We start from the raw sequence: 14,242 nt of genomic DNA, 5'->3' as shown, positions 1-14,242 counted from the left end.
CCACTACCTCATAAGAAATATGTTAAAGCATTGCTTCCAGAGGTTATTAATGCTAATAAACCTGCAAGCATCATCCATAGCGCATATCGGTTTTCTTCCTGTTTTCTCTTGCCTATCCAAAATAAAATGAAGCTGATGATTAATAAAACACCCCCTATTATTGCACCTGTAATAATCCCAATCATCATGCCCATTTCCTATTGCCTCCTTATCTTCTCATCAAACTATTTGTTTTAATCTAGGTTCATTGTATCTATCAGTCATCACTTTTTTCTTACTCATTCCTTACATATTCATTAAGTTATAAACACTTCTATCCGCCACCAAACTAAAAACACCTTAATAGTTACACTATCAAGGTGTGGTTCGTCAATTGACTAGCTAATGTAAATACCTGATCCATGCGCTCATCCTCTTCTACCCTTCAAAAAAAGAACATACATATCGATATGTATGTCCCTTTCCCTCTTATTTCAAATACGTATTTAATACTTGGACCATATGTGCATTGAGCTTATTAAGATCAACTGCTGATACTGGCTGATTCACAAGCTGATATTTTTCTTTCAGCTGAATGATTCTACGGACACTGTCATTAATTTGCTGCTCTGTGATTTCCCCGTTCTTTACGGCTGCCTTCAATGCATCTATGGCCGCTGTGACATTGGCGAATTCATGGGCAATTAAAATAATATCATTACCCGCCTTCACAGAATCTACAGCAGCTTGCCCAATATTAAAATGATTCGTAATGGCCTTCATCGTCATATCGTCCGTCATTACAACCCCATCAAAGCCAAGCTGATTTCTTAAAATCCCAGTAATAATTTCCTTTGACATCGATGAAGGGTATTGTTGATCGATTTTAGGTAATAAAATATGACCGACCATAACCACATCAACGCCTTTATCAATCGCCGCTTTAAATGGAATAAGCTCTAGCTTAGTTAAATCGTCTAGACTTTTCGACACTTTGGGTAGCTCTAAGTGAGAATCTACTGATGTATCACCATGACCAGGGAAATGCTTAATGACTGGAATTACCTGCTGACTTTCTAACCCCTGCATAGTCTGAATTCCTAATTGACTAACGATATCAGGCTTATTAGAGAACGAACGATCACCAATAATCGGGTTGTTCGGATTGCTGTTCACATCCATTACAGGGGCGAAGTCTAGATTGAAGCCAAATGCCTTTAATTGTTCCCCTAATAATTGACCAATCTCATAGGAGAATTGTGCTTGATTGATTTGCCCAATCTTTTGGTTCGTTGGGAAATTTTTTAACGGCCCTGGTAATCTGACTACTTTGCCCCCTTCTTGGTCAGTTCCCAAAAATAATGGTAGTCGATTAGTCCCGTTCGCTGCCATTAGATCATTCATCAGTGAGACTGTTTGCTGTGGCGTTTCAAGATTATTGGCATAAAGAATCAATCCTCCAACCTTGTAATCACGAATTAAACTCGTTGTCTCTTGCTGAAGTGATGTGCCCGAAACACCGGCAAACATCATTTGACCCAGCTTTTCATCCAATGTCATCTGGTTGATTGTCTCTGCTATATCATCCGTTATTGCTGTATAGACAGAGATGTGATGAACAGCAGGATTGGCATCACCGTCAGTCGGCTTTGGCAAAATCCACTTTAGTTGATAGTGGTCGTTAACCTGATACACTAAAATAATTTGATTGGTCTTTGTGTCCTGATAATAGCGGACCTCATCAGGCTCGCCCAATTTATTTTTAATATCTGCTAAATGAATATTCCTTATATCTGCTTTAAATGAACGGATATCGAAAGCTTTTGTACTTTGAAAGCCAATCGTTATCTCTTGTTGAAGAAAATCCTCGTATTGTCCATTAGCGGACTCCGTTACTTGCTGAGGGTCCCCCCATTGCTGATGAACCGTACGGCTATCTGACTCCCCTGCGACAAATGGCACATCAGGTACTTTTCCTTCTCCTGCTAGGTTGACAATATCCTGAATGACTACGTCAAGATTTCCGGTATCGCCGCCCTCAGTTGCATGATCGCTATGCTCCTGGACTGGGGGTGACTCCGAATTTCTAGTCGTTTGTGTGGCTGGTCGCATCTTCATACCGATAAAAAAGAGCAAACCCATTAAAATCAGCACAAGAAATAGGAGCAAGCCACGTCTTCTTTTATGCATGAAAAAACCTCCTCAATCCAACCCTAAGAATCATAAATCATTCTACCAGCTAACGTTATCATATCTAATGAATGAATACAAAGCATGTGAAATCAACAGAAACGATTCACTCTTTAGAAAATATTATCGTAAGCTAGCAAAAATACGAAGGAAAATGTTAAAATATTCTCATAAAGGGGGAGGCAAGGTATGGGGAAATTGAGTAAAAGGAATATATTGTGGATTGTACCAATCGGCATTTTAGGGGTATTTTGGTACTTCTATGGTCCACAAAAGGATATTACTGACAATGAATATATTACATATGTAAAAAACTATACTTATGAAAATAGTACAAAAACTTTAGAAAATGGCTTTGCTGCTGCCTGCGAAAATCCCTATTGGGTTTATTTTGAAACACAAAAAAGACAGGATGTAGTCGAGTTCAAAGGAGATTGCTCCGTTAATAATAAGGTTGCAAAGGTCAATGTGCAATTCCTTGTGGACAATGATAGGACAAATGTTCAATCAGGTGCAATGTTAGTGGATAGTAAAATGCAGGATGAATCGGATCGCGATCAGTTTTTGCTAGCATTAGTTAAATAATTAACATCCCCCCTCATCATTAAAAAAACAGTGAGGGGGATTTCTGTTATTTCCTCATCTTGATTTTTAATTGCCAACATTGAATTATTCTGAATGATTACGAAAGATAAATAGATCATCAGGATTCCAAACATGCAAGTCGTCAGCAAGATATCCACGTAGCCAAAGTCCTCCATCTATTTTTCTAATGTAAAATCCTTTAGGAAAATCCTCCTCATCACTTACGATTTCTGAGGCAATTGTGATGGACCCAGAAGGCGCTCGATTTTGTTGTTGAGGATTCCCTGATTTACTTTCAGGTTGGTCTAAATATGCAAGTCTTACGTAAGGTCCGACCTCAAGAGGACATAAATCCAAGCCAAGTTTGTTTGCTTGTTCAATAAGCTGAGGCATCGTGGCTCCATCAGGAAAACCAAGATTTCTAACAGCAAGTTCAACAATTTTTAGGCTATACTTTCTTTCAGAAGTAATAAATTTATCATCAGATAATAATTTCTCTCCGTAATGATTCATCGAGATAGAATGCTCTTGTAACTTTTGAATTAGCTGCCATTTCGTTAGTCCACCAACCTCTATTGACTTAGCAATAACAGGGCAATCAGGATAAATTTTCAATTGTATCACTCCTTATTAATAAGCACCACATTATACATTTAATGAAAATAACGACATTCAAATCTTTTTCCTCTGCCGTTCGCTTACGTACATTTGTTCACGGTATCTTTCATATATAGTCTAAGAATACGGCTCTTGTCATGATTAAAAGCACAATTCTTGTTGCAGAATTGCGCCTAATTGTTAATAATTGTTATTCAATTTATGGAAACAAATCAATCTACCTAGTGGCTACTTCTTTTTTTAATAAAGAATAGATAAACGTATCATATGCTTTTTCATTTTGCACCATATAGTCTCTTAGAATTCCCTCTTGCTGAAAACCTAGCTTCAGCAGTAACTGATTGGATGCTTCATTTTCTAAATACACAACAGCCCCAATCCGCTGTAAATTCATGTGTTCAAAGCCATAGGCGATTACTTGCTGAATGGCTTCTTTTATATATCCCTGTCGCCAGTAATCTGGATGGATTTCATAGCCGATTTCCGCTCGTTTGTGTGGAGCAGACCATAAATGATAACCAATCGTACCCATGACTTCGCCAGTTTCTTTACGCTCAATACCCCACCGTATGCCTCTCTTTTCCTCATAGTTTTTGTCAAAAAGCTTGATTAACTGTTCAGCCTGCTGTTTTTCAATAAAAGGTTCCTGCCCATAATAGCGTGTTACCTCCACATTGGAAAGGCAATGAAAAATGGCAGGTACATCAGCCTGCGTCAGTTTTCTTAATTTTAGTCGATCTGTTTCTAACTTTGGAAACATCCTTCTTCCCCCTTCCCACTTCTATATCCTTAAATCTCAAGCATAAAGGCGACTTCTCATACACCATGATCGATACATACTATCACCTATTACAAAAAAATATATTTATTCCATCTTATGAAATTCCCATTTTTTGCACAAGTCATTTCTCTTAAATTTTAATAGAAATAACAAATATTACTATATAAAATTTATAAAATAGCTTATAATAGAAAGCTGACTATGCACTCCTACATTAAGCATATAAAGGTGATTTCAACATGCTATCTTATGAACGTATTCTAATAATGGTCCCGCCGGTTCCCTAGCTACGCTTTCTACTTGTCACTAACAGAGTAGAATTTGCTTGTAGGAGGGCAATATGTTGAAAAAACAGGCTGTACCATCTTTATTGTTAATGATTGTTCTTGTGGCGTTCCCACAAATTAGTGAAACCATTTATACACCATCTCTACCGGACATTGCAGATGCACTTGGTGTATCCAATAGTTCTGTCCAATTAACCTTAAGCATCTATTTTATTGGATTTGCATTCGGTGTTTTTAGCTGGGGATGGATTTCTGATTTTATTGGCCGAAGACCTGCCATGTTAGGCGGTTTAGTTTTTTATGGAATCGGGAGCGCATTATGTTTTTTTGCGGACACAATCTCCTTTCTCATTGTAAGTCGTTTTATTCAAGCATTCGGTGCTGCTACTGGCTCTATTATTACGCAAACCATTTTGCGAGAAAGTGTAGCCGGTCATAAACGACATGCAATGTTTGCACAAATTTCCGCAGTCATTGCGTTTACTCCTGCGGTAGGACCATTGATTGGGGGCTGGGTGGATCAAGCACTTGGCTTCCGGGCAGTATTTTTTGTCCTAGTGGTCATGAGTATATGGTTGTTCATCTATGCCTTTGTTAGGTTACCTGAAACGACGCAACCAACTGCTAGGCAAAGAATAGCGATTTGGCCTGTCGTCAAACGCATTTTCGCTTCCCCGACCGTTCTTGTCTACGGTTTGGTCATTGGGGGCATTAACGGTGTGCTATTTAGCTATTATGCGGAGGCACCTTTTATTTTCATTGATTACTTTCAGATGACGCCGGGTCTCTATGGTTTTCTTGGCATCATCGTAGCATTTGCCTCGATTATAGGGGCTATGATTTCTAAGCGACTTATCACCACACGTTTACCTCAACAAATTATTCATATAGGTTGTTCGGTGATGTTGATAGGGGCTTTCCTCTTAATAATTGTCTGTACTTTGCCATTGCCTACAAGTATGCTAGCCATAGGCATTATGGGTACAGTTTTTATCTTGCTGTTAGGCTCGGGCATTGCTCTTCCTAACTGTTTAAGTCTAGCATTAGTAAACTTTCAGGACGTCATTGGAACAGCAGGCGCCATCTTTAGTCTCGGCTATTACTTGCTTGTCAGTGTGATCACATATGGTATGAGTTTGCTTCACAATGAATCCTTGCTGACGATGCCACTTTATTTCTTGGGATTAACGACCATGATGTGGTTAAGTGCAAAAAAATATATTCGATAATGGATGTTAGCGGGCATCTTATCTACTAAAACAAAAATGCCACCCTGTTTTACAGGGTGGCTTCTTTTTTATTGAAAATAGTGATCCACAACTTCTTGTGCGGATTGAAACACCTTATTGCTTTGAGTCTTATAAAGGAATTTTGGATTCATACAGGCTTTCTCAAGACTTTTGGCTTGCTTTAACTTATCCGTCATTTGCTCAATAATATCCGTATAGCCGTCAAGCTGATTCGAGATTTTAGGTAGCATAATAGGTGAGATATCTAACACAATTGATACCTGATCCTCTGCGTAGCTATTTAAATTAATAAAAAAGCATTGTTCCAGATGCTTTGAATGTTTATCGATATTAATGACCGCCTTTTGAAAATGGGCGATGAGGCCTGTAGAAGTTTTCGTAATGTTAAAGCCTTGCTCTGTTAAATGTTGTTCAACGAGCTGTAAAAACTGATCAACCTCAGCATCTAGTTTTGGCGTGACCGTTGATTGGATTAAATCATCACAATTTTGATAAATTGTATCAATCTCAGTCTGTTTTTCAACAAGTATTTTAAAATTGGACATTGAATACACGCTTCATCTCCCCTTTTTATTAAGGTAGACATTCATGGAACGTTTTAGTCATAGACATAAAAAATTAACCAAGCTAGGGAGGTTCCTATGATAAGAAATTCTGTCAAAGCCATCATCCTCGTTGATGGTGAAATCTTGCTGATCAAAAATAAAATTTCGGAGGAACATTTTTATCTTTGTCCTGGAGGTGGACAAGAGCATGGTGAAACATTTCATGCGACTCTCCAACGAGAATGCCTTGAAGAAATAGGCGCATCTGTGCATATTGGAGAGCTTCTTTTTATCCGCGAATATATAGGGAAAAATCATGAGCATGCTGCCTTTGACGCGGATGTTCATCAAGTAGAATATTATTTTCTATGTCAGCTCCATGAGCAATTGCCCCAACCCACTAATCCAGATAGTCACCAAATTGGGACAGAATGGGTCTCAGTGGCAAGGCTCCACGAGTTCCCACTATATCCCAAATTATTAATTCCACAGCTTCAGCGATATGAGCAAGGGCTACAAACCACTATTTATTTAGGTGACATCAATTAGAAAAGGCTGCCTATTTTTAGAGACAGCCTTCTTTAGCATTAAATGTTTTGACCATTGTATAGTAGCTACTGCCAGGCGGATAATCTTTTATTTCCCCCACTACTTGATAGCCTCTTTCCTCATAAAACGTACGAGCTTGGAACGAATAGGTTGTAAGCAAAGCCTTCTTAGCACCCATTTCCTGTGCGGCTATTTCTACCTGTGCTAGCAGCTTACTGCCCAAGCCTTTTCCCCGATACGCTTCTTGAAACCAACATTTATGTATTTCCAGCCATCCCCAATAAACTTCAGCGGTCAAACCACCGACCCATTGCTGTTGTTGATCCGTTACGATCAAATGGAGAGGACGAACCGCTCCCTTCTGTCTACTTTCCCGATGATATGGAGAATGCTCATTATTAAAGCTACGAATTTTATCATGTGAAAAATTCGTAAAATCATCGTACGGTTCTTATAAAATAGAAATATGCGTATCGATATGAAGTTTCTCCTAATCCTGATAACGTTTCAATAGTTTATCCTGATGCGCGACAAAAATTTCCTCAAGTGGTATATCATATTGATTGGCAATGACAATAATATTCCCTATTACATCGCCTAGCTCCTCAATGAGCTCTTGCTTATTTTCCTCATAGGTTGGTGTAATTTCATCTGGTCGATCTCGGCCAATTTCTAATGCTCGTATTGCTCTAGCTACCTCACCAGTTTCTTCAGCTAAAAAGCCAATTCGTGTAAATATGTTAAGCTCTGACCACCCGCGGCTTTCATAGTAGTCCTTTACCCAATGTTGAAACTCATTTAACTCCATTTTCGTTCCCCCTCCATTTCTTTCCTATTCAAATTAAATTATACTATAAAAGAATCTCATCAGATATGGAGGAGTCAACAATGAAAAGTATCGCAGTATTTTGCGGATCTAGTATCGGCGCTTTAGACGCCTATCGTGAAGGTGCAATTCAGCTAGGGAAAGAGTTAGCCAAACGTCAAATTACCCTTATTTATGGTGGGGCAAGCGTCGGCATTATGGCAACAGTGGCCAATACCGTGCTACAGGAAGGTGGAAAGGTTATTGGTGTGATTCCTACCTTGTTAGAGGAGCGTGAAATTGCTCATCAGCAGTTAACAGAGCTGATTGTTGTCAACACCATGCATGAACGCAAAAGTAAAATGATGGAACTAGCAGATGGCTTTATCGCCCTGCCTGGTGGTCCTGGTACACTAGAGGAATTTTTTGAAGTGTTTACTTGGAATCAAATCGGCCTCATTCAAAAACCTTGCGCCATTTTCAATATTGAACAGTATTTCGATTTATTAATCTCATTTTTTGATCATATGCAACAGGAACAATTTTTAAAGGCCCAATATCGGGAAGCCTTAATTGTTGAGGCAGAAGCTACAGCGCTTTTAGATCAATGTCAAAATTTTGTTCCTCCCGCTATAAAAACCTACGAGCTAAGCAAATAATCAGGTGGTAAGGGTAGTCATCCTTTTATTCGACTATGCTTACCACCCTTTTTTTATCTCGTCGCATCTCGCTTTTTCACCACGAATACAGCTACCAATACCATAATGAGCTTCACCACCATGATGATTACATATACACTAAATGATAGTATGGTCGGTAATAAAACAAGCCACCATGACCAAGTAATAATATCCGTTACCTTTAATAGGACAAAAACAATGGTCAATACTTCTGCAATGCCCATCTGTTCACCACCTTTGTATGTATGTTCACTATGTAGTAACTATATTCCTCAGTATAGGGGGATGATAAAGATATTTCATGTAACAGGAGGAAGTACCATGTATCCTTTAGTTTGTACTTTTAAAAAAAGTTGTGTAGGCTCAATCAGAATTTGCATTTCCAGCCAAGCATAATCTGAAAGATAATGAATTTTTAACAGACAAACCATTAGCAACCATGATGAAGAGAAGATTTCTCATCATCATAGTTTGTCACTTTCACAGTCATGATCCACGTTCAAAAAAATAATATGAATAATGCGCTACATGTAATGGCACATTACTTATAGGAGGTGGACAAATTATGTCTAGAATCATTGGTGTTGAAGAGTCTTTATCCAATATTGAAGATGCTTTAAAAGCGAAAGGCTATGAAGTCATCCAGCTTCGAAATGAAGAGGATGCTAAAAAATGTGATGCCTGCATCATTACTGGTCAGGACCGAGACGTCATGGGGATTAGTGATCCAATTATAAAGGGTCCTGTCATTGATGCGAATGGGCTTTCAGCTAACGATGTCGTTCAGCGTGTCGAAAAATATTTCCATTAATGATGAAGTGCTGTCGCGTAAACATTGCGAGCAGCACTTTCTTATTTGGTTTTTTCCTTACATACTTATAATCTCTACTTATAATACACCTATTTGTTGTACAAAATAAATAATAGGAACTTTAAAAAGTAGGGAGACATATGAGCCAAAAAAATATATTGCTTGTTATTTTAATGCTTACGACCACACTACTCATGTCAGGCTGTTGGGATGTAACAGAACCCCAACGGATGTATTATGTGCAAGGTGTTGGTGTTGATTATAAGGATAATGAATATATAGCGTACATCCAACTTATGAACTTCGCCAACGTAGCAAAAACTGAACAATCGAACCCACAAGCGGCACCAACTGAAGTTGGTAAGGCTACAGGAAAAACTATCGAAGAAGCCATTTATAAATTGTATCGTTCAATGGACCAAGAAGTTTTTTGGGGACATATGACCTTTCTCCTTTTCTCGGAAAAAGCAATGGAAAGTGAACATGCCATTCCCATTATCGACACTTTTTTACGCTTTCGAGAAACAAGATATCATATTTGGGTCTATTGTACACAAGACCCTATCGAGGAAGTATTATTAGCAGCTCCTATTCTTGAAAAATCGCCCACTGCTACTAAATTGAGTAATCCCAAAAATAGTTCGAAACAAGAATCGTTTATTGAGCCTGTTAACTTGAGACAGCTAGTTATTGGCTTGAATGAGCCGAATCATGAAATGAAAGTCCCATTCATTTCTATCAATCAAAACTGGGAAACGGCAAAGGAATCCCGAACTGAAACCGCTTTTGCCGGTGTCGGCATTCTTTCAAAGAACGGTTTCAAAGGCTTTATTAAAGGCAATACAGCTCGAGGAATTGAATGGATGAATAATGCAACGAAGCAAGGGGAAATTACGATAAAATTAGACAATAGCGAGGAGCGGGACTACTTAACTGTTGATATTAAAAAATTAGATGTCAGTGTCAAACCGATTGTGCGAAACAATCAAGTGAAATTTGAAGTGTATTTAAAATTTAATACTATTTTGAATGGCTTTAAAGGGAAAGTGACACCGAGTCAGGTCAGGAAAAAGGTGGAGAAAGAAGTCAAAAAGGAAATTATAGCTACTTTTGAGGAAGGCTTAAAATTGGATACAGACGTCTTTCGTTTGTCAGAATATCTCTATCGTGACAATGTGAAGGTATGGAAAAAAATACAGAAGGATGGCAAAATCCCTTTAACCAAGGAATCCATCAGTAAAATCGATATTCATATCAACAAAGTAAGCCCTGGGCGAAAATCGTTTGAAGAAACTCTTACCGAATAACAATAAGAGACCACCCAATAATTGGAGTGGTCTCTTGTTTATGATAGCACTTGATGAAGCTGATCAAGGACCGCTCCTCTACTTATGCCCCCGTGATAGCAAACAACCGTCTCAATTTCGAGGTCTAGGTATTTTTTTAAAGACTCCTGAGCTTCCGCCAAATCTAATACGGATGGCTCATGGATACCCACAATATTGCCATCAACACTGTATAGCGAGTCACCGGCAATTAACGTTTTGCTTTGTGTCAAATAAAGGCTAATATGTCCCGGCGTATGCCCAGGTGTATGGATGATTTGAATACCTCCACAAAACGGCAGTTCCTCACCATCACTTAAAGTCTTATCCACTCGCCCCTTAGGAGGATTCTCTAAATGTGCATCTTTTAATAAGGGTAGTTTCCCTTGAATATAAGGTTGCTCTAGTGCATGCGCGTATATTCGTATTTCCTGTGCACATGTATCTATTAAATCCGGCAGGCAACCAATATGATCCACATCCTGATGCGTGAGAATGACCGCCCTTAGCTGGTTCAATGAAACACCAACCTGTGCCATAGCCTCTCGCAATTCTTCCATTTGTCCAGGAAAACCTGCGTCTATTAAAACAGCCATATCTTGATCCCACAAAAGCGTAGGATGAATCATGAATCCTTGATAATTCAGTTCCAGTACCTTTACGCCTTTCGATATTTCTATAGCATTCGCCCCCTTTGCCAAACATGAAGAGATAATGTGATCCTCTATTTAGTTTCTGCTTTCAGACTAAAATTTCCTGCCAACCCCGTCATGGACTTTAAAATTTTGTAGTCTGTATGTGATTATTTTTTCTCGTTCTCTTAGCATCTATATAAACGAACAGAGCAACAAGTAGAAAGCTTAGACTAACAAGACGGAAAATCATCTCTACACTCATCCATTCAGCTAAAAGCCCTAATAGAAAGGCACTAATGCCAACTCCACTATCAAAACTAGAAAGAAATGTTGCATTAGCCGCACCACTTTTTGCCTCACTGACTTTTTGAACAGTCCATGTTTGTAAACAAGGCATAACTGTTCCATAGCCTGCTCCGAACAGGATGGCTGCGATAATAAGCAACCAACTATTAGTCGCGTAAGACAACACCATCAATGATAAAAACCCTACTACTGCTGACACAATGATAATAGACCATGGCCCCGTTTTATCAAACCATTTTCCTGTAAAGGGACGTAGTAAGGTGGAAACAATTGCATTGATAAGGAAAAATAAAAAAATATGATCTAATCCTCTTTGTTCGCCGTATAGCACTAGGAAGGTAATAATTGCACCAAAGCCAAGCGTCGTCATAACAGTCAATAATGCTTGAAACCATACTTCTTTCTCAAAAATTGCTTCCATAAATTGAAATGGCTGTTTCTCATGCTTAACCGGTTCAGCCGAATAAACAAATTGAAGTGCTATCACTGCCAAAAGGCAAAGCATGCAAGAAGAATAGATTAATATACTGAAAGAAAAAGAATGATAGATTAGAATGCCTAAGCTAGGGGCAATAATAGCTCCTACGGTTGTCGAAATAGAAAAATAGCCTATCCCTTCACCTAATCTAGTTTTAGGAATTAAATCCACCGCCATTGTACTATTTGCAGTAGTCGACACTCCCCATGTGGCTCCATGGAAAAACCGTAACAGTAGAATGAGCCAAATCGTGTTCATAAAGGGATAAATGATTGTAATAATCATTAGCGTTATGCCTGCCCCCATAGCTAAACCTTTTCTATTGTTATCGACTAAATAATAGCCTACAAAAGGTCGAATGATAATAGCGCCTATTGTAAATACTGTAGTCACTAACCCTACCTGAAAGGGAGAAGCATGTAAGCTCATCAAATAGGCAGGTAGAATAGGTAGTAACATTTCAAATCCTATAAAAGTTAAAAAGTTACTCATAAATAATAAAAGAAATGCTGAAGTAAAAATAGTTTGTTTTTTCATTTTAAAATTCCTCGCTTCTAATTAATCTTTTAAATTAGAAGCGCTTGGCACACTGAAACATTCCTAAATTGCCTTAACTTTTTCAGCAATAGTCTCACCCTTTCAAAAATTTTTTGGTCAATTATTTTTTTAAAAAACGCAAAAAGACGCCAGAAAACCGGCGTCAGGAAATGCATAGAGTATTTTAAAAAAACTTTATCTATTAAATACAAGGGCAAAAAGCTTCCGGTTGCTGAATTCTATATGAAGTTTCGCTAAAAAAAGACAGACTGGTCCCGTTGAATTGACATCAGCTAATTGTAAAAATGTCTTTACTTCCATTGCAGCCATTCTAAAAATAGTATCCATCACTTTTTGCCTCCTTTCGAAATATCAATACATTATAATCTAATACAAAATAATTAAAAATGCAAATTCAGTTTTCCACCATCACAATCATTTAGCGCCACTTCGTACAACCTAGGAACTTATCTGTGCACAATATACCCCACCTTACGTGGAGCCACTACGTTTTGCTTTTCAACACTTTTCATACGATCATCTGGATTTTTTTTCATAGGAGTTATCAAAAGTTCAAACATGGTTAGTTGTTGAGCCATATTCATCCCCCCTTATGATTTTAAAAAATGTACATACTATTGCCTACTTTTCTTATATATGATTAATAACTCGTTTTTATACTAGCCATTTCCTTTCAAAAGAGAGTCATACTCAAAAAAATATAGACAACTTTATCCCTAGTTCTTTCATTTAAATAAAAAAGGGCAGCCTGATTTACACAAGTTACTAATCAATCTACTAGGAAGTAAAAGGTATCCTACTAGTAAAAGGACTGGCATCAAGGAAACAATTAAAGCCACTATTTTCAACTTCCCTTTTTGGCTAAAAAGAGCGGCTAGAAATGACGCTAATATTAAGGAGATGACCACAATGTCCCCAATTTCAGAGGTTCCATTCACTACAATGGGGGTAATAAAAGCAAAAAGAATGAACAAAGAAAATAATAACAATGAAAACATACTCAAATATTTTCTAAACACCATTACCTCACCCCCTTATGGTTTTTTCTTCCATTATTTTAACATAAATCATTTCATTTCTTATTCAACTAAACCGCTCAGAAGTTAAATAAAAAAGAGCTGCACATGCAACTCCTAAGCTACTACCTACACTTCAACTGTTTTAACAACACTTTTTTATAAAATTCGTGCAGTCTTCCCGTCGATAATTTTAACATGTATATACGACGAACCTCCACCTTGAATAAAATGGTTTGGCACTTCAGATACATCAAGGAATTCCTTTATATGAATGGACTTTTTACGGTTAGGCTCAATCGTCATAAAGTAAGGACCAGCTACATTCATGAGCGACTCCATACGCTGTCCTTTTTCCGTTAAATGATCATCTAAAAACTCTAGCTCAAATGACACCGCTTCATTACTTCGATTTTGTAATTCAAGATAACATTCCCCCTGTAATATATGTTGGCTAACTACATCAAATTGGCATTCGCCATTCTCAGTATAGGAAATCGCCATGATGCCGCTAGCGAAAGTCTCTTGATAGATGGTTATCAGAAGTAAAGGGAAAAAGGTAAAGGTGATTAGCACTACACCAATCGAAAGCAGATGGAATTTTTTTATACCTTTGACCAATAAAATCACAGCAAGGATAAAGAGAACTGAACCAAGTATACCAAGCAACACATAGCCATCATCTTTGAGGATAGGGAACGACATAAAAGAAATTCGAGCATTCAGCATTTGATAATTAGGAAATGGGAAAAATAAACACATACAAATTCCTAAAAGGATAATGGAAGTAACAAGCGCCTTTTTATTTCTTATCATTTTCCCCCTCCTCTTGTACAAATGAACA

18 protein-coding genes and 1 pseudogene are annotated in these 14,242 nt (G+C 37.9%); 6 read left to right on the top strand and 13 right to left on the bottom strand.

Annotation, left to right across the window (positions count from 1 at the left end; translation table 11 throughout):
* Window positions 1-8 precede the first annotated feature (8 nt).
* Both A2J09_RS05345 and nagZ read right to left on the bottom strand, forming a co-directional pair.
* Window positions 9-194 carry a hypothetical protein gene (locus tag A2J09_RS05345; protein WP_031419829.1) on the bottom strand — a complete coding sequence of 62 codons (186 nt, stop codon included), beginning with the start codon at window positions 192-194 and terminating at the stop codon, window positions 9-11.
* Window positions 195-468: 274 nt separating this feature from the next.
* Window positions 469-2,169 carry a beta-N-acetylhexosaminidase gene (gene nagZ, locus A2J09_RS05340; protein ID WP_012294072.1) on the bottom strand — a complete coding sequence of 567 codons (1,701 nt, stop codon included), beginning with the start codon at window positions 2,167-2,169 and terminating at the stop codon, window positions 469-471.
* Between the two features lie 189 nt (window positions 2,170-2,358).
* Between nagZ and A2J09_RS05330 the strand changes: the two genes are divergently transcribed.
* Window positions 2,359-2,754 carry a hypothetical protein gene (locus A2J09_RS05330; protein WP_012294071.1) on the top strand — a complete coding sequence of 132 codons (396 nt, stop codon included), beginning with the start codon at window positions 2,359-2,361 and terminating at the stop codon, window positions 2,752-2,754.
* 84 nt (window positions 2,755-2,838) lie between these two features.
* Here A2J09_RS05330 and A2J09_RS05325 read toward each other — a convergent pair whose 3' ends face one another.
* Window positions 2,839-3,369, bottom strand: coding sequence for a hypothetical protein (locus tag A2J09_RS05325; RefSeq protein ID WP_036161380.1), 531 nt, complete (start codon window positions 3,367-3,369; stop codon window positions 2,839-2,841).
* A gap of 220 nt (window positions 3,370-3,589) precedes the next feature.
* On the bottom strand, window positions 3,590-4,132 hold the full coding sequence (locus A2J09_RS05320; RefSeq protein ID WP_012294069.1) for a GNAT family N-acetyltransferase: 543 nt from the start codon (window positions 4,130-4,132) through the stop codon (window positions 3,590-3,592).
* A 364-nt stretch (window positions 4,133-4,496) separates the two neighbouring features.
* Here A2J09_RS05320 and A2J09_RS05315 point away from each other — a divergent pair, with 364 nt between their 5' ends.
* Window positions 4,497-5,669: a multidrug effflux MFS transporter gene (locus tag A2J09_RS05315; RefSeq protein ID WP_036162695.1), complete on the top strand. Its 1,173-nt coding sequence runs from the start codon at window positions 4,497-4,499 to the stop codon at window positions 5,667-5,669.
* Between the two features lie 68 nt (window positions 5,670-5,737).
* Here the strand turns inward: A2J09_RS05315 and A2J09_RS05310 are convergent, their stop codons facing one another.
* Complete coding sequence (locus A2J09_RS05310; protein ID WP_012294067.1) at window positions 5,738-6,235, bottom strand: hypothetical protein; 498 nt, start codon at window positions 6,233-6,235, stop codon at window positions 5,738-5,740.
* A 96-nt stretch (window positions 6,236-6,331) separates the two neighbouring features.
* On the opposite strand from A2J09_RS05310, the gene A2J09_RS05305 reads away from it, so the two are divergent.
* Window positions 6,332-6,784, top strand: coding sequence for an NUDIX domain-containing protein (locus A2J09_RS05305; RefSeq protein WP_012294066.1), 453 nt, complete (start codon window positions 6,332-6,334; stop codon window positions 6,782-6,784).
* A 16-nt stretch (window positions 6,785-6,800) separates the two neighbouring features.
* Here the strand turns inward: A2J09_RS05305 and A2J09_RS05300 are convergent.
* Together A2J09_RS05300 and A2J09_RS05295 are read right to left on the bottom strand one after the other, a co-directional pair.
* Window positions 6,801-7,199: pseudogene (locus A2J09_RS05300) on the bottom strand (GNAT family N-acetyltransferase); the annotation flags it as partial.
* A 75-nt stretch (window positions 7,200-7,274) separates the two neighbouring features.
* Window positions 7,275-7,592, bottom strand: a complete 318-nt coding sequence (locus tag A2J09_RS05295; protein ID WP_012294064.1) for a MazG nucleotide pyrophosphohydrolase domain-containing protein — start codon at window positions 7,590-7,592, stop codon at window positions 7,275-7,277.
* Between the two features lie 80 nt (window positions 7,593-7,672).
* Between A2J09_RS05295 and A2J09_RS05290 the strand changes: the two genes are divergently transcribed.
* Complete coding sequence (locus A2J09_RS05290; RefSeq protein ID WP_031419819.1) at window positions 7,673-8,248, top strand: LOG family protein; 576 nt, start codon at window positions 7,673-7,675, stop codon at window positions 8,246-8,248.
* 53 nt (window positions 8,249-8,301) lie between these two features.
* Here the strand turns inward: A2J09_RS05290 and A2J09_RS05285 are convergent, their stop codons facing one another.
* Window positions 8,302-8,493, bottom strand: coding sequence for a hypothetical protein (locus tag A2J09_RS05285; protein WP_012294062.1), 192 nt, complete (start codon window positions 8,491-8,493; stop codon window positions 8,302-8,304).
* Between the two features lie 341 nt (window positions 8,494-8,834).
* On the opposite strand from A2J09_RS05285, the gene A2J09_RS05280 reads away from it, so the two are divergent.
* Window positions 8,835-9,080, top strand: coding sequence for a YkuS family protein (locus A2J09_RS05280; RefSeq protein ID WP_012294061.1), 246 nt, complete (start codon window positions 8,835-8,837; stop codon window positions 9,078-9,080).
* Window positions 9,081-9,220: 140 nt separating this feature from the next.
* Window positions 9,221-10,387 (top strand): Ger(x)C family spore germination protein, encoded by a 1,167-nt coding sequence (locus tag A2J09_RS05275; RefSeq protein WP_012294060.1) that lies wholly within the window; start codon window positions 9,221-9,223, stop codon window positions 10,385-10,387.
* A 38-nt stretch (window positions 10,388-10,425) separates the two neighbouring features.
* Here the strand turns inward: A2J09_RS05275 and A2J09_RS05270 are convergent, their stop codons facing one another.
* From A2J09_RS05270 to A2J09_RS05255, 5 genes are all read right to left on the bottom strand, one after another.
* Window positions 10,426-11,085 carry an MBL fold metallo-hydrolase gene (locus tag A2J09_RS05270; RefSeq protein WP_036162693.1) on the bottom strand — a complete coding sequence of 220 codons (660 nt, stop codon included), beginning with the start codon at window positions 11,083-11,085 and terminating at the stop codon, window positions 10,426-10,428.
* Between the two features lie 97 nt (window positions 11,086-11,182).
* Window positions 11,183-12,361, bottom strand: coding sequence for an MFS transporter (locus tag A2J09_RS05265; RefSeq protein ID WP_012294058.1), 1,179 nt, complete (start codon window positions 12,359-12,361; stop codon window positions 11,183-11,185).
* A gap of 195 nt (window positions 12,362-12,556) precedes the next feature.
* Window positions 12,557-12,709 carry a hypothetical protein gene (locus A2J09_RS23875; protein WP_012294057.1) on the bottom strand — a complete coding sequence of 51 codons (153 nt, stop codon included), beginning with the start codon at window positions 12,707-12,709 and terminating at the stop codon, window positions 12,557-12,559.
* A 119-nt stretch (window positions 12,710-12,828) separates the two neighbouring features.
* Window positions 12,829-12,960, bottom strand: coding sequence for a hypothetical protein (locus A2J09_RS24405; protein ID WP_258858651.1), 132 nt, complete (start codon window positions 12,958-12,960; stop codon window positions 12,829-12,831).
* A 597-nt stretch (window positions 12,961-13,557) separates the two neighbouring features.
* A complete protein-coding gene (locus A2J09_RS05255) occupies window positions 13,558-14,214 on the bottom strand; it encodes a hypothetical protein (protein WP_012294055.1) in 657 nt (218 codons plus the stop codon).
* Window positions 14,215-14,242: the final 28 nt, after the last annotated feature.

This window comes from Lysinibacillus sphaericus (assembly GCF_001629735.1).
GTDB lineage: Bacteria > Bacillota > Bacilli > Bacillales_A > Planococcaceae > Lysinibacillus > Lysinibacillus pinottii.
The sequence above is the reverse complement of the archived record's forward strand: the minus strand, read 5'-3'. Positions and strand labels throughout refer to the sequence as shown.